This is a genomic window from Wolbachia endosymbiont of Brugia pahangi (assembly GCF_012030695.1).
GTDB lineage: Bacteria > Pseudomonadota > Alphaproteobacteria > Rickettsiales > Anaplasmataceae > Wolbachia.
On the sequence record NZ_CP050521.1, the window covers coordinates 284,416 to 301,939 of the forward strand.

The 17,524-nt window shown below is 34.0% G+C and carries 14 protein-coding genes, 2 other RNA genes and 2 pseudogenes; 9 read left to right on the top strand and 9 right to left on the bottom strand.

Annotated features, from left to right (window positions below; genetic code table 11):
- The first annotated feature begins 398 nt into the window (after nt 1-398).
- Nucleotides 399-1,730, top strand: coding sequence for a dihydroorotase (locus WBP_RS01385; RefSeq protein WP_011256644.1), 1,332 nt, complete (start codon nt 399-401; stop codon nt 1,728-1,730).
- Nucleotides 1,731-1,938: 208 nt separating this feature from the next.
- Here WBP_RS01385 and WBP_RS05530 read toward each other — a convergent pair whose 3' ends face one another.
- Complete coding sequence (locus tag WBP_RS05530) at nt 1,939-2,145, bottom strand: PDDEXK nuclease domain-containing protein (protein WP_246166056.1); 207 nt, start codon at nt 2,143-2,145, stop codon at nt 1,939-1,941.
- Nucleotides 2,146-2,895: 750 nt separating this feature from the next.
- Nucleotides 2,896-4,218 (bottom strand): glutamate--tRNA ligase, encoded by a 1,323-nt coding sequence (gene gltX, locus WBP_RS01395; protein WP_167895841.1) that lies wholly within the window; start codon nt 4,216-4,218, stop codon nt 2,896-2,898.
- Between the two features lie 792 nt (nt 4,219-5,010).
- Between gltX and WBP_RS01400 the strand changes: the two genes are divergently transcribed.
- Together WBP_RS01400 and guaA are read left to right on the top strand one after the other, a co-directional pair.
- Nucleotides 5,011-5,202 (top strand): hypothetical protein, encoded by a 192-nt coding sequence (locus WBP_RS01400; protein ID WP_167895842.1) that lies wholly within the window; start codon nt 5,011-5,013, stop codon nt 5,200-5,202.
- A 340-nt stretch (nt 5,203-5,542) separates the two neighbouring features.
- Nucleotides 5,543-7,105, top strand: a complete 1,563-nt coding sequence (gene guaA, locus WBP_RS01410; RefSeq protein ID WP_167895843.1) for a glutamine-hydrolyzing GMP synthase — start codon at nt 5,543-5,545, stop codon at nt 7,103-7,105.
- Between the two features lies 1 nt (nt 7,106).
- On the opposite strand, the gene WBP_RS01415 is transcribed toward guaA, so the two are convergent.
- From WBP_RS01415 to WBP_RS01435, 5 genes and pseudogenes are all read right to left on the bottom strand, one after another.
- Nucleotides 7,107-7,823 (bottom strand): TerC family protein, encoded by a 717-nt coding sequence (locus tag WBP_RS01415; protein WP_167895844.1) that lies wholly within the window; start codon nt 7,821-7,823, stop codon nt 7,107-7,109.
- 301 nt (nt 7,824-8,124) lie between these two features.
- Nucleotides 8,125-8,956 (bottom strand): annotated as a pseudogene (locus WBP_RS06405) (Rpn family recombination-promoting nuclease/putative transposase).
- Between the two features lie 214 nt (nt 8,957-9,170).
- Nucleotides 9,171-10,328 carry an aspartate kinase gene (locus tag WBP_RS01425; RefSeq protein ID WP_041571569.1) on the bottom strand — a complete coding sequence of 386 codons (1,158 nt, stop codon included), beginning with the start codon at nt 10,326-10,328 and terminating at the stop codon, nt 9,171-9,173.
- Nucleotides 10,329-10,390: 62 nt separating this feature from the next.
- Nucleotides 10,391-11,631, bottom strand: a pseudogene (locus tag WBP_RS06160) (bifunctional folylpolyglutamate synthase/dihydrofolate synthase).
- Entirely contained in the window at nt 11,628-12,218 is a 591-nt protein-coding gene (locus WBP_RS01435; RefSeq protein WP_167895845.1) for an MlaC/ttg2D family ABC transporter substrate-binding protein, read from the bottom strand. Before WBP_RS01435 ends, WBP_RS06160 begins: the two are co-directional and overlap by 4 nt.
- 121 nt (nt 12,219-12,339) lie before the next feature.
- On the opposite strand from WBP_RS01435, the gene ssrS reads away from it, so the two are divergent.
- The 3 genes from ssrS (at nt 12,340) to WBP_RS01450 (ending at nt 13,735) form a co-directional block, all read left to right on the top strand.
- Nucleotides 12,340-12,501: non-coding RNA, 6S RNA (ssrS, locus tag WBP_RS01440), on the top strand.
- Nucleotides 12,502-12,519: 18 nt separating this feature from the next.
- Nucleotides 12,520-12,981: a type II toxin-antitoxin system RatA family toxin gene (locus WBP_RS01445; protein ID WP_167895846.1), complete on the top strand. Its 462-nt coding sequence runs from the start codon at nt 12,520-12,522 to the stop codon at nt 12,979-12,981.
- 52 nt (nt 12,982-13,033) lie between these two features.
- A complete protein-coding gene (locus tag WBP_RS01450) occupies nt 13,034-13,735 on the top strand; it encodes a thioredoxin domain-containing protein (protein ID WP_041571567.1) in 702 nt (233 codons plus the stop codon).
- A gap of 28 nt (nt 13,736-13,763) precedes the next feature.
- Here the strand turns inward: WBP_RS01450 and WBP_RS01455 are convergent, their stop codons facing one another.
- On the bottom strand, nt 13,764-14,042 hold the full coding sequence (locus WBP_RS01455; RefSeq protein ID WP_011256635.1) for a DUF2671 domain-containing protein: 279 nt from the start codon (nt 14,040-14,042) through the stop codon (nt 13,764-13,766).
- A 249-nt stretch (nt 14,043-14,291) separates the two neighbouring features.
- Here WBP_RS01455 and WBP_RS01460 point away from each other — a divergent pair, with 249 nt between their 5' ends.
- Nucleotides 14,292-14,942 (top strand): O-methyltransferase, encoded by a 651-nt coding sequence (locus tag WBP_RS01460; RefSeq protein ID WP_167895847.1) that lies wholly within the window; start codon nt 14,292-14,294, stop codon nt 14,940-14,942.
- 1 nt (nt 14,943) lies between these two features.
- Here the strand turns inward: WBP_RS01460 and WBP_RS01465 are convergent, their stop codons facing one another.
- On the bottom strand, nt 14,944-15,597 hold the full coding sequence (locus tag WBP_RS01465; RefSeq protein ID WP_167895848.1) for a glutathione S-transferase family protein: 654 nt from the start codon (nt 15,595-15,597) through the stop codon (nt 14,944-14,946).
- 327 nt (nt 15,598-15,924) lie between these two features.
- Between WBP_RS01465 and ffs the strand changes: the two genes are divergently transcribed.
- Both ffs and dnaX read left to right on the top strand, forming a co-directional pair.
- Nucleotides 15,925-16,024, top strand: an RNA gene (gene ffs, locus WBP_RS01470) — signal recognition particle sRNA small type.
- Nucleotides 16,025-16,039: 15 nt separating this feature from the next.
- On the top strand, nt 16,040-17,524 hold the full coding sequence (gene dnaX, locus WBP_RS01475; RefSeq protein WP_167895849.1) for a DNA polymerase III subunit gamma/tau: 1,485 nt from the start codon (nt 16,040-16,042) through the stop codon (nt 17,522-17,524).

A 17,524-nucleotide genomic window follows, 5' to 3' on the forward strand; every position in this document is an offset into this window, starting at 1 on the left:
GCGCTGGAGCTTCTTTTGCTTAAACTAACAACCTATTGAATTAGACTTTTAAATTGAGCTAGATGTTGTATATGTAATCGAAATATAGGTGAAAAAGCAGAAAATTAGTTTTTATTAGAAAACTTGCCATCATTAGTTAAACCTCACTTTAGCATTTATCTACCATTTTAACCATTTAATCTTAAAAAATAATAAATATAGCTAAAATAGATCTGATATTTTCTGCAAAACATGCCACTGCTGTTAGCTCTACGTCGTACCGCTGCAGTATCTCGCGTGCCAACAAGCATAAACAAACAAAATCTTCGGATTACCTTGGCTGTAGTCCGCATTTTAATTTGATTGTGCTTTGTTAAAAAAAACTTTAGATTAATTTCATAATCAGTACTTACAATTTTATGACTCAAACTTGGAATTTATTGCAAGCAGGGCAGGAGAGAAATTACAAGGTAGCATATATAAATGCTCGTATTATCGACCCAGAAACTAAACTTGATATAGAGGGTTCACTGCTGACTGAAGGGAGTAAAATCATCGATTTTGGTGAATCATTGTTTTCGAACGGAGTGCCAAGTGGAGTTGATGAGACGATAAACTGTGAAGGACTTGTTCTAATGCCAGGCCTTGTTGACATTCACGTGCATTTTCGTGAGCCTGGCCAGGAGCACAAAGAAACTATATATACAGGTAGCAAATCCGCAGCTGCGGGAGGTGTTACAACTGTAGTTTGCCAACCAAACACTACTCCAGCAATAGATAGTGTTATTTTGGCTAAGTATTTAAAATATAGAGCGCTTGAAACTTCACATGTGAACATTGAATTTTACGCTAAAATCACTACTTCAGAGGAAAAGTTAACTGAAGTGGCACTTTTAAAAGAAGCAGGTGCAGTTGGGTTTACTGATGATGGTATACCGGTCATGAATCCAATGATTATGAGGCAGGCGCTACTTTATTCAAGTATGCTGAATGTTCCTATTGCTCAACATGCCGAAGACCTGAATTTATCAGCAGGCGGTGCAATCAACGAAGGTAAGATTTCTGAAGCATTAGGAGTAAAGGGAATCTTAAGTGCATCAGAATCAGTCATGGTAAGTCGCGATATACTGCTCATGAAAGATATAGAGAATGTGCACTATCATATTTTGCATATCTCTTCAAAAGACTCACTTGACGCTGTTAAACGTGCAAAAGATTTAGGATTGAACGTCACATGCGAAGTAACTCCTCATCACTTCACTTTAACTGAAGATATAGTAAAACAACACGGAGCAATTGCAAAAATGAATCCGCCGCTTCGTACCGAAGAAGATCGTTTAGCTATGGTTGAAGGTTTAAAAACAGGCGTGATTGATTGCATTGCAACCGACCACGCGCCGCATGATCGTAGTTCTAAAGACCTGCCACTCGAGAGCGCTGCATTTGGTATTGTAGGCCTTGAAACAATGCTACCCCTTTCACTTGAACTTTACCACAGTGGGCAGATAGACCTGTTTGATATACTTGCAAAGCTGACATACAAGCCTGCAGATATAATACACGTACCACGTGGTCGTGTACAGAAGAACTTTGTTGCAGACCTAACTTTGGTTGATTTGAATTACGAGTGGGAGATTAAAATTGACAGCTTTGCTAGTAAGTCAAAAAATTCTCCTTTTGGCGGACGCAAAGTAAAAGGGCGCGTAGTACGCACTATTGTGTCCGGCAAAACTGTGTACTCGCAAAAATGATTTTCGTAGAATCACTTTTTCTTATCTGGAATTTTTAATAACTCGGTTTCCAATTCTTCTATCGTTGGCAGAACTGTTTTTATGTCTTTCGGTAAATTTTCAGTTATTCGATGTTCTGCTAACTCTATATTGGTTTGGTCATATCTCGAAGTGTATATTCAGCAAGCACACTATTCTCTGATTTTCACAAAATTAATCCTATGGAAGATTAATCTGTTGCATGTTTTAGTAAATCATCAACTGCAGAAAGATAGAAATTCATTTTACTAGCATATTCTGGTTTAAAGTCTTTATCTTTGAGTTCAATTACTACAAAGCAACACAACTTTAAGTGGTAAAATAATAAATCAATATAAAAGTCTTTATCTCCAACATCTAAGTGAAACTTGTCTGCAAACAAACGCGAATCCTTCACCCAGCTCTAGTAGGAACTTTTCAACATGCTTTTACAAGCCATTTTTCTACTTCTCTCTCATGAGCATCATCTCCTATACTTAAGAAATCAAAAACATATAGATCTTTTAATGTATAGTGTGCCAGGTCTGATTGGAAAGATGACAGCTTATCTTTAAGGTTAATAATAGCCTTTCCCTGCCTTTTATATAGCGTTCACTCTATCTGCTTCACTGTAATATTGCGTGATCAGCAATGTTTTATAGCTCTTTGAAAGTAGAAAAGCCTCTCTTGTAAGGCTCTTTAATCTTATCCATAATCACCACAGTATGAAACTAAGGCAATTCTACAAGCAACCTGTTGCACAAATTCAACATCGAGATATTCTTCAGCAAATTTGTGCATATACTTCAGATTTCTCATACTAAAATCCTTCATTTCTGGAAATGCACCCTTCAAATTCTTACTCAGTTATTCAAAACTTTCGCTTCCAGCCATGTTCTTTTTGTCACTTTAAAGTTTCTATACTAGTATAATAATAAAGTAAGTGAGCTTGCTGTAAGCGCTGCTTTATAACGATTTGTGGTAATATGATCTTTTAGCTACTTTAAAAATTTCGTATATTTTTTTCTATAGTTTTTGCCATTGGTTATCCCTTAAACAATTTTCACCATTCTTTACTTGTCGAAAAAACAATCTTTAGTTCAAGGTTTATGCCTGAAACCTTAAGTTATAGTAGTTTAGGATTCCTCTATGAATCACACGTGCCTAGCTAATACTTCTTTAACCTTGCAATGATATTTTCTTTACCAATAAAAATTAATAACTTAGCAAGCTCTGGGCCTGTTTTTGCACCTGTTAGGGCTAAACGCAGCTGCATAAACAAGTCTTTCACCTTTATATCCACTGTCTGTTGAATAGCTTTCACCCACTCCGACAATGTGTTTTCATTACAATCACCTTGAGGCAATGCATCGAGTACGATTTTTATAAACTCCTTATCAAGAACCACAGGTTCTATATTAGATTTACATATTTGCCACCACTCAGCCACTTCCGAAAATTTTTCTATATTGTTCCTTATGAAGTACCAAAACTCTGGAGAGTTCACTCCAATTTGACTTAAACGCTCTTTTACCATTTCAAATGGCATTTGTTGCAGGACTTTACTATTTAGCTTATGTATTTCACTCAAGTTAAATTGTGCAGAAGCTGAGCCAAATTTTTTAATGTCAAATGAGTCAATTAAAGATTGCATGTTAACGTAAGCTTCGATTGGATCAGATGTTCCAAGTTTTATTAAATAACTAGCGAGTGCCATTGGTTCAATTTCATTTTCTTTAATGGATTTGATGTCCAGTCCACCTTTCCGTTTCGATATTTTACTATCATCAAAATGTAGAAGGGGAAGATGAGCAAACACAGGAACTTTTGCTTCTAATGCTTGTATCATTTGTATCTGAACTGCAGTGTTAGTTACATGATCTTCTCCGCGTATAACATGGGTTACATTAAAGTCGACATCATCAATAACAGAAGGTAACATGTATGTATAAATTCCATCCTCCCTTTTTACCACGGGGTCGCTTATACTGCTGGTTGCAATATTTATTTCACCTTTAACCTCATCATTCCATTTGACAACTTCATTCCTATCTAACTTAAATCTAAAATGTGGTTTTCGTCCTTCTTGCTCATAACAAAATTTTTCCTGTTCAGTGAGAAGTAATGCACTCCTATCATATACCGGAGGAAGCCCATGTTTTAACTGCAATTTTCGTTTAATGTCTAATTCTTCTTTTGTTTCATAGCATGCATAAATGTGCCCTTTTTTTATTAACTGCAGAAACACTTCGTTATAATGCTTAAAGCGCTCTGATTGCTTAAAATTTACATCCCAATCTATGCAAATCCATCTCAAATCCTGCACTATGCTATCTATATGTTTAACGTCTGAGCGCTGAAGATCAGTGTCGTCGAAACGAAGTAAAAATTTCCCGTTTTGACTACGTGTGTACATCCAGCAAACGAGTGCAGTGCGGGCGTTTCCCACATGAAGATAGCCAGTTGGGCTTGGGGCGAATCTCGTTAACATTTTATTTGTGACTCTGATTTTTTTAATTCTATATGAATATGTGGCTAAAGCAAGATCTATAATATAGCTAAAAGGTTATGCAGCTGTACAAATGTTATGAAGGGGTGTCATCTAAGTGACTCATAGAAATGCAAAAATTATTTGACAAACCTCGCCGGCCCCCATAGTACTAAAGGTATTCAATTACCTTCAATCTGTGCAGATTAAATAACAAAGTATTACATAGTTGATGTCTTATGTTTAATTTTTTGCACTATATGTACCTTATGTCTTCACAACATTTCTAGGTTTTTACCTATATAAGCTAAAACTCGCTTTTAAAGCGTTTGAGACAGTATAATATGCCAATTTGCAGGATTAGAGAGTAAACACTATCTACCACGGGACATCTTTTTCTTTTTTTTATTTAGTAAATTTCTTAATATTTGTAGCTAGTTCAATTTAAGGGTCCAAAAAAGATGTCATGTCAGTATCAGATGTTTTCATAATATCCTTATGTTTGGGGTAAAATCTGCTATAACATTTAACACACTGTCTTCGAAAACAAATGTTCGTACAATTGTATATCAAGCATTGTAATGATACCACTTTTTTGGTCAAGGTCATTACAATGTTTGTACAGTTGTGCCTAAAGGACAGGAATTTTAGGTCGTTTTTCTTAAAAGTGTTTTAGTATACTAAATTCATTATTGAGGTAACAATAGAACTAGAGGATTTGATAGAAACATCTGAATTAACTTTACTCAACTTGCAAAACTTTCTTGACAGTTTTAAAGGGCAGTGTGCAGTAAAGTGGAAAAATATGTAGATAAAAGGGTAGAAGAAGTCAAAAATGAGATTGTGACATATGTAGTATGCAAGGTGTTAAATAATATCTTGGGTAATAAGCCACTAGCTATACTCAAAGTGAATAAACCTGACAAAATTACACAAGTTGATGATAGTTCAATACAAAATCAAAAATTTATCAAGATCTTTTTATAGGGAAAACGCTTATTGGAAAATATAAAGGGAGAATATATAAAGTTGCGGTCAGCAGTGAGGGCAAGTTCATCTATAATAAAGCAAAATATAACTCTCCTTCTATAGTAGGCAAAGGAATTATTGGTAAAAGTTGTAACGATTGGGATTTTTTTAGAGTATGCCTTGACTTCGAAAAAGGACTAAAAACTCTGGGCTACCATCTGCAAAATTTTTGTCAGCTCAAAATGGATCACAGCTAATGTTTAAGCCATATATTAAAGCTTTTAAAGAGGTCTTAGTTTACTTGCTCTGTTATTTTCTTTATTATTAAATATTGCTTTAAATAATATGGAGGAGTAGGTTGTCAGCAATTGCCATTATTGATTTTGGTTCACAATTTACGCAGCTTATCGCGAGACAGATCAGAGAAATGAACGTTTATTGTGAGATATTCCCTAGCAACATCAGTTTTGAAACAATATCGAAATTCAATGGATTTATTCTCTCTGGAGGACCACAATCTGTGCATGATGGTTGTTCTGAGGCAAGTGGAGTAGCACATGAGATTATAAAATTTAATGAGACAACAAATGTTCCTATACTTGGGATATGCTATGGGCAGCAACTTATTTGTCATTACTTTGGAGCAAAAGTAAAAAAAGAGTTCAAACAGGAGTTTTGCAAAACTAAGATTAAGATACTAAAGGAATCCTCCATTGTAAAGGATGTGTGGAATGTTAATTCTGAAGTAGATGTATTAATGAATCATGCGGACAGTGTTGAAACTGCACCACAAGGGTTTACTGTTATTGCATCAGGTGTAATAAATCAAACAATTGCGATAGTTGCCAATGAACAGCGTAGGATATATTGTACTCAGTTCCATCCTGAGGTTAAGCCTACAGCGAATGGTAGTAAATTGCTTTCTAACTTCTTGGACATTGCAAATTGTAAAAGAGACTGGACAATGAAGTCAATCATTGAAAAGCAAAAGGAGAAAATTAAAAATGTGGTAGGAGAGAAAAAAGTAATTGCTGCGGTAAGTGGAGGGGTTGATTCAAGTGTTGCAGTGGCTCTTACATATAAAGCCGTAGGAAAACAATTAAACTGTATTTTTATTGATACTGGGTTGTTACGTAAGAACCAGACCATTGCTCTGTTGGAAGAGATTCCAGTAAATTATGTTGATAAATCGAATTTGTTTTTGAGTAGGTTAAAAGGTATAACTGATCCAGAAGAAAAGCGAAAAATTATTGGTAACACTTTCATTGAAGTCTTTGAAGAGGAGGCAAAAAAAATAGGTAATGCAGATTTTTTAATGCAGGGTACTATTTACTCTGATGTGGTCGAATCAGGACATGCTTCGGGGAATGCTAGTACAATCAAATCTCATCATAATGTTGGTGGATTGCCAGAGAAGATGAATCTCAAGCTAGTGGAGCCTTTGCGCTACCTCTTTAAAGATGAGGTAAGACTGCTTGGGAAAGAGATTGGGCTTTCAAACGAGATAATATTTCAACACCCGTTTCCTGGACCTGGACTTGCGGTAAGGGTCATAGGTGAAGTTGATGAGGAAAGGGTGCGAATATTGCAAGAAATAGATGAAATATATATCAATACAATGAAAAATTATGATCTATATGATAAAATATGGCAAGCTTTTGCTGTACTATTGCCGATAAGAACTGTAGGTGTCATGGGAGATGGTCGTACATACGGATATGTTTGTGCTTTGAGGGCTGTGACATCGTTTGATGGTATGACGGCTGATGTATTTCCATTTGAGAATAAAAGTCAGCATTCATTAATATTTTGGGATTTTTTGCAGAATGTCAGCAGTATAATCGTTAATAACGTTTCCGGAGTAAATAGAGTTGTGTATGACTTAACTTCAAAACCACCGGCAACTATTGAGTGGGAATAATTTAGAACTGTTTTTTCTTCTTTATGCACCGCACTTTTTTCTTTATACTACTTGTAACTTCTACAAATAATGCAAATGTCAATGAAGAATACAAGTATTCTTTTGGTAATTCTACATGAAGTCCATCAAGCATCAGGTGTACACCAACAAGTACAATAAATAGGATGGCGATTATTTTTAAACTCGGGCTAGATTTAATTAGCTGGGCAGTATAACTTGATAAAAATATCATTGCTAGTATGGAAAATACGCATGCTATAGCAATTATTACCATGCTATGAGTTAATGCTATAGCAGTTAGTAAAGAATCAACTGAAAAAACTAAATCTATTAATATAATTTGTAGTACAGCTAAAAGCAGTTGTGATTTAATGTCTATTTTTTTTTCAACTTGCTTGCGTGAGAAAATGTCGTTCCATAATTCTATGAAGCTTTTAATGATTAGGAATAATCCTCCTGCTATCATGAGTAGATCTTTTACTGAAATGTTGAACGATGCAGCGTAAAATATAGGTTTTTGCATTGATAATATATATGATGTAAAAAATAGTGTTACAAAGCGCATCTGTAGTGCTAGTGCAAAACCTACGATGCGTACTCTCTCCCTCAACGCGTTTGGTACTCTATCTATTGCTAGAGAAATAAAGATTAAATTATCTATACTAAGTATTATTTCAAGTAGTGTAAGTATTAGTAAAGTCCAAGTTTCTGCTAGCATTTTTGTTCCAGATTTAGCTTCTTTACTCTACAATGGATATGTAAAATTTAAGTAACTTCACTCAGGCAAAGTATAGAGGGGTTTTGCTTCAGAACGCCCATGCTCGTATCCGTTCAGCCAATTGCATTAACTTAAAAGACTCCCTTAGTGAACTTCCCTAAAGACATAATGGATTTTAGGGAGAAATTTTATATACAATCACTGACATTTTTCCTTAAGTTAACGCCATTGTCCATTCAGCCCAACGGTTTGAGAGACAGTATCAGCTAGTGACTTCTTCTTTGAGCTGTGTAATTTCAGCTTAAGGAAAACAAATAAGTTCAGCTATTAAGTTGACAGATACACCAGCTTTGAGTAAGTTTCTTGCCACTTCGATTTTTCTTTTCTCTGTATCGGCTTTGCATACTCTCATCAAATTTTTGGTTAAGGGAGGATAAATTGTCATTCTCACGTTTCTTATCTTGATTATAAATAAAACGCTCTTCTTCACCCCAATTATATTGGTTCAACTCATTATAAGCTCTGCCAATAATCACATCACTCCCTACTACTTTCTTTACACCCTCTTTGCTAGTCTTATTTGCATACTTAAAAAAATAACACTACTTTTCGACCATATTTTCTAATTGATCCTCTTGCGTTTTTGGAAATTTTTGTGGTTTTATAAAAGTAAAACTAAAGTTCTACGGTCACGTTTGAAAGTTTTCATATCAAGAGTAACGTGATCGGATTTGTACTCTAGTTTATCAAGAAACAGAACAAAATCAGTTATAGCAATGAAGATAACCTCTTTAAGGTCTTGATAACCTGGCACCTACGTCAACTTGTCTTAAGTAAGCTTTGGCAGCGTAGTATTTGCGTGTTTTTTAAAGCCAGTGGTTCTAAGCGGCCTGTGTGTCCTGCAAGTGAATTGCACACCTGTAGAATCTCTAATGATACGTCAACAATACTCTCCTTTTTAGTGGTAATATTAGGGTTTTGAATGGAACTTAGAAGACTCACATACTCTATTTTAGCCTTACCAGTTCAACCTAAAATATCATTGGGAAGATGAATGAGAATATCCTATTTTTCTCAGTGACAAAGATGCGCCGAAACGCTAAATTGTTTTTTGGGTCTAGAAAAAAAGCTATAAGAAATTCACTTAAAAATTATTGATAATTATACATTATTTTTCACAAATATTCAACTTCCTTACGTTTGAAATCGTTACCCCATCTATAGAATAAGATGTACCAATGGTGAAAGTAGGCTTTTTAACCTCTCATAGTGTTTCTTTCTGCTACATTACTGAATAGAATACTTGCTTTCTGCGAAATATTAGAAAGGGAGAGTAAAAACATAAGATCAGCCACCTTCTGTGCACATCAGCTCAGTATGTAAATCCCTAACTAGAGCTTCAGCACATTCTCTTTGAACGATAATACTAATTTTGATTTCAGATGCTGTAATCGCAAGTATTTCTATCTTTTTTTCACTGAAGAACTTGAGTGTATGGTACATCACAGACATAACACCAATACCAATGATTGAAATTTTAGCTGCATTATTGTTTATAACATAATCTTCATTCTTGTTCAGTAGCTCTTTCATTAAGTCGATATCGAACTCGGAAATTACAATACTTGATCCATGTATCATATCAATTTTAATATTTGCCCCTGCCATATCTTTTAGAGTGCGCAAGGTATTTGCAAAATTGGTAAAAGTTATAAGAGCTTCATTAGTGCTATAAGTTATTCCAGTAATTGTGTGTCTCTCTAGTACATCATTTTCGTGTAATACTGCAGTGCCTTCTACCTCTTTAAAAGTGGATAGCACTTGTACTTTAATGTTATGTTTCATTGCGAGCTGTACTGAACGGTTATGCAATATTTTAGCACCTGATGATGACATCTCCAACATTTCATCGTAAGAGATGGATTTTAGTTTGCGTGCTTTTGGGACAATTTTCGGATCAGCCGTATATATTCCATCGATATCAGTAAAAATCTCACAAACTCTGACACCAAAAGCTACTGCAAGGGCAACTGCTGATATATCAGAGCCTCCTCTTCCAAAAGTAGTGATTCTATCATCATATATGCCCTGAAAACCGGCAATGATCGCCACAGTGTAACCTTCAGCAAAAGATCTTTTCAAATGATCAATCTTTATTGTCTTTATTTTAGACTCGGAATAAGAATTATCAGTTATAATTGGTAACTGCCAAGCAAGCCACGATTTGGCATTTACTCCGATAGATAGGAGGGTAATTGCTAATAGGCCACAAGAAATTTGCTCTCCCGCTGAAAGCATAACATCATATTCTGATAGTGCTTGTTTGTGGCTTAAGTTTAAGGTTTGTCTAGCCTGAAAAACCATTTGGTCGGTAAGTCCTGCAATGGCGGAAACAACAACAATTATTCTATAACCTTTATCAACATCTTTTTTTATTAAATTTGCAACTCTGGTTAAATCGGTTAACGAAGTTCCACCGAATTTTTTTACGATTATGTTGTTCATAATTACAATATAGCTTCCTTCAGAGAAAAATATAGCGCTAGTTGACATAAATTTTAAAAAACTTAGTCATTCTCCATGGCAAAATCTCCGGTCAGAAATAATGAACCACAAATCAGTATAATTTTAACGTTTTGGATAGGAGCTTTTGGCATGTGATTTAGTATAGTATCGCCGATTGATTTACATTTAATAACATTTATTCTTATATTGTTGGCTTCTTCCCTGATTAAATTTGTATTTGTTGCTTTTGGCTCAGATTTAACACAACCCGCATATAGTAGCTTGATATACAATTTTAAGTATCTAAAAATTTTTCCACATTTCTGTTACGAGTGATATCAAAAATTATATAAATGCCTTCGGCAAAATTATCTTTTACTCACTTAGCTAATACTTTGGCATCGTTATTATTGTGTGCACTATCTAAAAATAATTACCAATCTTTCGGTAATGAAGAAATTAAATTACCCTCTTGTATGAGCTCTAGTCGTGCAGGCCGATAGTATGCTGTAAACCTGAGGTGATATCATCTTCTCCAATATCAAACCCATACTTTCTACTCAAAATGCTGCATGACGTAATGGCATTTCTTGAGTTAATTATTTGATGATTGCCCTTTAAAAAGGGTAGGAAAAATTCTATTGATTGAATAGCTGATTGAGAAACCATTTTTTTGCAACTCCACTCAATGCCTTCTCTGTATAGAGGAGATTTATTACTTATTGCGTAGTGTTCTAGTGTATTTATTATAGAGTTTTCTTGTAGTGCTATTCGTAAGGAACATTATGCTTCATATTTTGATCTTTTCACCGCTGTAGTTTCTACAGTGGGGCCAAAGTGTTCTGTATGATCAAGTGCGATGGAAGTAATAGTTGTTAAAACTGGATTATCTGTTACATTCATTGTGTCAAGCCTTCCGCCCATACCTACTTCAATTAAGGTGGTATCAGCTTTATAAAGGGAAAAGGCTAAAAAAGCTACAACAGTTGCAGTGTGGCATTCTTCTATAGTAAATTATATAATTTATTATCTTCGATATAACCACCTACAACAACTATTCTTTTATTAGAGTTCACTGAATGTGGAGAAGTGTATATGTGAACCTCATACCCTAATGCCTCCTGCATTGTGTATCTTACAAATGATAATGTTGAACCTTTTCCATTAGCTCCAGCTATATGGATTATAGGCGGTATTTTTTTCAAGATTGTCTAGTTTGTTAAGAAAACCTTTTATACGATCAAGAAAAAAAATCTTTTGGTCTTCTACCAAGTGGCTTAGCCTAATTAGGTATGTATATCATAGATTGTTGTTATATTTTAATTCATCTATGACACGTGCTATGCTATATGTATCAATTTTTTCGCTGAATTGAGAACGTTGATTAATAGAAATGCTTATACCATTCATTACAACATCACTTATCAAGAAAGAACTGACATTTTTAGTAACTTTAAAATCAATATTTGTGAATTCTTCATCGCTGTAAAAAAATCTTGTACTAATCAAACAAGTTGCATTGTCAACTGCTCTTGAGCTCATTATAGTCATTTCACTATTATTCATATATTTATATAAAATTTCGATACACAGACGTGTAAAATATATCTCATATTCTCTTAAGAAATCTTCTCTTTCTTCCTGAGTAGTCAAAGTCCAATGTTTTCCCATAACAAATCGAGATATTTTTTTGAGGTCAATATTATTTTGAATGATTTCCTGAAGCTTTTTATATACATGTTCCCGGTCTTTTTTATTCTCCTTTGTAGATATGTTACCTACTTGTTGCTTCATAGCATGCACAAAAATTTTATGATCTGCGCAGTTGGTATAGGCTCTTGAAGAAATTATAATGAAAACAATAATAATTAAAAGTTTAATAACATTCATGAGATATGTTTATTAACTATGATACTTAAAGTGCGAAATTTAACAAAAGCTAAATAATAGCTATTTATCACTGACTCCAATATACATATAGACACGCCTTACGTAAATCGGCTATAATGATAGGGGTCTGTTCTATACGTTATGAGTTAAGTTAAATTTCCCGAGCGATAATTTCTAGTCAAGGGAATTGCCTCTATCAATTCCATTGAAATTGATACGTAATGCCCACCTTAACTTTAGGTCTCAGGAATCTACTAAGGCTAACGGTAGATACGGATTCCGTTCCAGTTGGTTTAAACTTATGCTTCACCAGTACAAAGAACAAGGTATTTTCCTCTGTTTACCTAATGAGGTATTCCAGGTTGTAATTGATGTTGAGAAGTATTCTGATTTTGTTCCTTGGTGCAAAGCTGTTTACTTAAAGGAGAAAATTGATAACCAGATGGTTGTGGATCTCTTAGCAGCTTTTCATGGAATTAAGGGAAGATATACTTCGGAGGTAACCTTTCTTTCTCCGAGTGGAACTAATGAAGGTTGGATAAAAGCAGTATCATCAAATGGAATATTTAAACATTTATACAATGAATGGAGATTCATTTCTATAGATGAAAAGAAAACTATGGTGAAGTTTTGTATAGAGTTTGAATTTAAATCCAGCTCGTTTTCCATTTTATTAAATTCAATATATAAATATACACAAAGTAAAATAGTTGCTGCGTTCAAAGACAGAGTTGAGAGTCTTGCTAAGAAAAAGTTATCTTGACATTATTGATATAAATACGTAATTATTTAGTAAGTTAAATGTTTGTATTATGATGATTTTTAGATTATTATTTTTATTGGTCTTTATAAGTGTTAACTCTTATGCAGTTATTAAGCAGGACTTATCCAACAACCATTATATTCAAAAAATTAATGAAATAACATCAAAAGAACTACTATTACCGTTGCCTGATGATAAATTATTAGGAGATTCCAAAGCACCAATTCTAATGATAGAATATGCTTCGCTCACTTGTTATCATTGTTCTCTTTTTCATAGAGAAGTTTTTCCTGAAATTAAAAAGAAATATATAGATACAGGTAAGATGCTATATATATTCCGTCATTTCCCTTTGGATTATAGAGGACTAAAAGCTGCAATGCTAAGTTATTGTTATGAGAAGCAAGAAGACTATTTTAATTTTAATAAAGCTGTTTTTAATTCGATAGACTCATGGAATTACTCTAATTTAAGTGACTTAACTGTGTTACAGAAAGTGGCGGCACTAAGCAACTTAAAGCAAGATACATTTAACCGATGTATTAACGATAAGGAGGTGATGGATAAAATTATAAATGATAAATCACTAGCAATTAATAAGCTTGGCATTATGGCCACTCCGATATTTTTCATCAAGCTTAACAACGATAGATCACACACAGAGCCTAATAAAATTAGGCACGAAGGGTACAAAGCACAAGAATACTTTACTAACGTGATAGATAGGCTATATGAAAAAGCTATAGTGAAATGATACCACTGTAGCCTATCATACAAAGACTCTATACTGACCCATCGTCTTTCATCACTGCTTGTTGTTTTTTACGCTCAAACTCTCTTTTTTTACTGTGCCAAGCGTAATAATACATAGCAATTTTATTTTCTATTAATATTATAGTCCCATCATAAAACTGAACCATATCCATAACTTTTTTCTGGGCTTCATCAAAACGTTCCCTATACTTTTCACGATAAGCTGGGTTATTTAGTAATGTAACCCCTTCATCTTTATTAGATCTTTTACTTAACGTTTCAACTTCACCAGCAATATTATAAGACATATAACTCCCTCTAATTGATTATGAAAATTATATTTAAAAGAGAAATTTGCATGTAAGCAGTCTCTTTAAATTTTAGTGTGGCAGCCAATCAGCTGTTGCACTAGTTAACTATGATATTATATATCACAATTTTTGTCACTTAAAATTTTACGCTATAAAATAATAGCCTAAAATAAATGTTTATATCATTTTAGGCTATATAATTATTTATGAATTTTATATTAATTAAGCCTTCCTATAATACAAAACATGGCACGTAATAACCCTAACATAAAATTATTATATATACGAGATTTATTTGCAAAAGAATGTAAAGAAATAGAAGAGTATTGTATTCTTGGGAAAAAACAACACATTCAAATTAGCCCTGAAGAAGGAAAGTTATTAAGTTTATTTATAAAGATTCACAAGGTGAGAAGTATCGTTGAAATTGGCACATTGTACGGTTACTCATCAATTTGTATGGCAAAAGCTCTACCTGAATATGGCCATATATACACAATAGAAAACAATCCTAAGCACTTTAAAATAGCAAAAAAAAATTTTAATGCTTTTAATATGAGTAATAAAATTACTTTAATAGTAGGCAATGCATTAGAAAAATTGGATGAATTATCAGCGAAAGCACCATATGACATGATATTCATTGATGCTGATAAGGCTGGTTATCCTAAATATTTAGATTGGGCAGAGTCATACATTAAACAAGACGGGCTGATTGTTGCGGATAATACTCTATTGCTTAACACAGTATTTTTGAAATCACCTCCAAAAGAAGTGTTAGAGAAATCATGGCGTGCTATGAGGGAATTCAATTATAGGTTATCGGACGAAAAAAAATATTACTCTATATTAATTCCAACTGATGAAGGAATGACTATAGCTTTAAAGCTTACGTAGACTAAAAATCAAAGTTGGCATAGTGCAGAGGAGGGGTTAACCCAGGAACTCTTTCTAATAACATCTCACGAAAACAAGGCCTTGACTTAACAATGGAATACCATTCTTTTAGAATTTTACTTTTTTCCCATGGAAAACTATTTACATAATCCATTACAGAAATATGTGATGCTAAAGTAATGTCAGCTAAAGTGAACTTATCAGTTACGAGACAAACGTTTTTGTTAATTAAGTACTCAATGTACTCTATATGGCAAGATAGATTATGTTGAGCTGCATGGAGAAACCTAGAGTCAGGACTGCGGTTAATTATTACTTTCTCATTTATAATATATTTAGTAACTTCATTATAAAATTTATTATCAAACCAATTAATTAAAGCACGTATTTGAGATTTAATAACAGTAGACGAGTCAAGCAATTTGATATCGCTATTATAAGTTTCTTCTAGATATTCACAAATAGCGTTGCTGTCTGTTATAATAAAGTTATTATCTATAAGCACTGGTACCTGTCCAGTTGGATTAATCTTCATAAATTCATTCCGCTTTTCCCACGGGTTTTCGTGTACTAAATCGCAGCTCAGCTTTTTTTCCTTAAGAAGGGCTCTAACTTTTCGTGAGAACGGACAAAGAGGAAAATGATATAAAATCATAACACCTCTCCTTCGTTATCCCAGTGCGTGGCACTGGAATCCAGAGGAAAAGGTGTGGATTTTAATAGGTCTCTTGCATAATCTCTTATTGCTCCAGCACTTATCATTCTATAGCTTGACCATATGGTCCAGTTGTTGAAGAGATTTCTGGGCCCCAGTGTCACGCACTGGGATGACATAAATAAACATTGAAGTGATAATCTTGTAGTGACTTGCATAATAACTAACTTTTTATTTACTTCAAAGTAGCACTGTAAAAAATTTAGCATATCAAGTTATAGGGCTAATATAGAATATATCTTGCTAAATAAAAAAAAAAGTATAATCTTTTATAAGGTATGCAGGCAAAAACTCTGTAACTTGGTCAGGTCAGAAATGAAGCAGCCACATCAGAATCTTTTTGGGTTGCATACCTATTTCATTATTTATTTTATCATAAACCATGAACATAGCATTAAAATATCGTCCTGGTAGCTTTAAAGATCTAGTAGGTCAAGATATACTAGTGCGTATATTAGAAAACGCTTTTACTCTCAACAGAATTCCACAATCTATACTGCTTTCCGGTGCTAGTGGGGTGGGTAAAACTACCACAGCAAGAATAATAGCCTTATGTTTAAATTGTTCCTCGGGACCGACTTTTGAACCGTGTGGGTCATGTAAAAATTGCCTGACGATAAAAAATTCAAGCCATCCAGATGTAATTGAAATCGATGCAGCAAGTCATACTAGTGTTGATGATATCAAAGTAATCCTAGGAGATATTTGCTATTCACCTATAAGTTCTAAATTCAAAGTTTACATTATAGACGAAGTACATATGTTATCCAGCAGTGCATTTAATGCATTGCTTAAAACCCTAGAAGAGCCACCACCAAGTGTAAAGTTTATCTTGGCAACTACAGAGATAAAAAAGATACCAATCACTATCATTGCACGTTGTCAAAGATTTGATTTGTACAACATTCCTGTAGCTAAAATAGTAGAGCGTTTAAATGATATTGCACAGAGAGAAAATTATTTCATTGAAAGGGAAGCATCAGAGTTAATTGCGCGCCACTCTGGCAATTCAATGCGTAACGCCTTGTTTTTAATGAATCAAGCAGTGCTGTATAATAAAGGTGGTGTAATATCTACTAAAAGTGTGATGGATATACTTGGCCTAGTGGATAAAGATATCATATTTGATCTAATGGAAGCAATATTGGGCAGTGATTTACAGAAAGCTCTATCGTTATTCGACAAAGCAGTAGAAACGGCAAACCCACTTAGTATTTTTGAAGGTCTATTGCAAACAATTCAGTTAATATGCCGTTTTTTGGTTACAAAAGAGGTTGATAGTTCAGTTACAGAATGTGAGAAGAACAGGATAAAAGACTTGGGTGTAAAGAAGTCTTTAATATTTTTCTCGAGATTGTGGAGGATGTTGCTCAAAGGAGTTCAAGATATAAAAGCTTCGACATGCAGTGATGTTGCTGCTGAGATGATATTAATTAGCCTCTGTTATCTTTCTGATCTACCTTCTCCTGAGCAGGTGGTCAAGAAAGTTCTTGCGCAAAGTACGCAGCAGAGGAATACACGCAGCGCAGAAAACATACAACAGAAAAATTATGATTTTGATAAGATTTTGCAACTATTACAACAGAATAACCAAATTTATCTTTACAAGCAGCTATGTAGTAATCTACAATTAGTGAATTGTAAACCTGGGTATTTAAAACTAAAGGCTGTATCTCAGTTGGATAGTAATTTTTGTAATGACTTGAAAAACTATTTAAGTCAGATAACTCAGCAGGAGTGGGTTATTACAATTGATGCAGGTTATATAAAAAAGGGGGCGAGTAGTTTAAGTTATGCACCTGCAGTTAAGGGTATACTTGATACATTTAAGGGTGCAAAGGTGGTCAACATAGAGAATAAGGAGTAA

Coding starts and splice junctions, on each gene's coding strand:
- WBP_RS01385 (WP_011256644.1), top strand. CDS start 399: ATGACTCAAACTTGGAATTTATTGCAAGCAGGGCAGGAGAGAAATTAC.
- WBP_RS01415 (WP_167895844.1), bottom strand. CDS start 7,823: ATGCTAGCAGAAACTTGGACTTTACTAATACTTACACTACTTGAAATA.
- WBP_RS01445 (WP_167895846.1), top strand. CDS start 12,520: ATGCTTCACCAGTACAAAGAACAAGGTATTTTCCTCTGTTTACCTAAT.
- gltX (WP_167895841.1), bottom strand. CDS start 4,218: ATGTTAACGAGATTCGCCCCAAGCCCAACTGGCTATCTTCATGTGGGA.
- WBP_RS01435 (WP_167895845.1), bottom strand. CDS start 12,218: ATGAATGTTATTAAACTTTTAATTATTATTGTTTTCATTATAATTTCT.
- WBP_RS01455 (WP_011256635.1), bottom strand. CDS start 14,042: ATGTCTTATAATATTGCTGGTGAAGTTGAAACGTTAAGTAAAAGATCT.
- dnaX (WP_167895849.1), top strand. CDS start 16,040: ATGAACATAGCATTAAAATATCGTCCTGGTAGCTTTAAAGATCTAGTA.
- WBP_RS01460 (WP_167895847.1), top strand. CDS start 14,292: ATGGCACGTAATAACCCTAACATAAAATTATTATATATACGAGATTTA.
- WBP_RS01450 (WP_041571567.1), top strand. CDS start 13,034: ATGATTTTTAGATTATTATTTTTATTGGTCTTTATAAGTGTTAACTCT.
- WBP_RS01425 (WP_041571569.1), bottom strand. CDS start 10,328: ATGAACAACATAATCGTAAAAAAATTCGGTGGAACTTCGTTAACCGAT.
- WBP_RS01465 (WP_167895848.1), bottom strand. CDS start 15,597: ATGATTTTATATCATTTTCCTCTTTGTCCGTTCTCACGAAAAGTTAGA.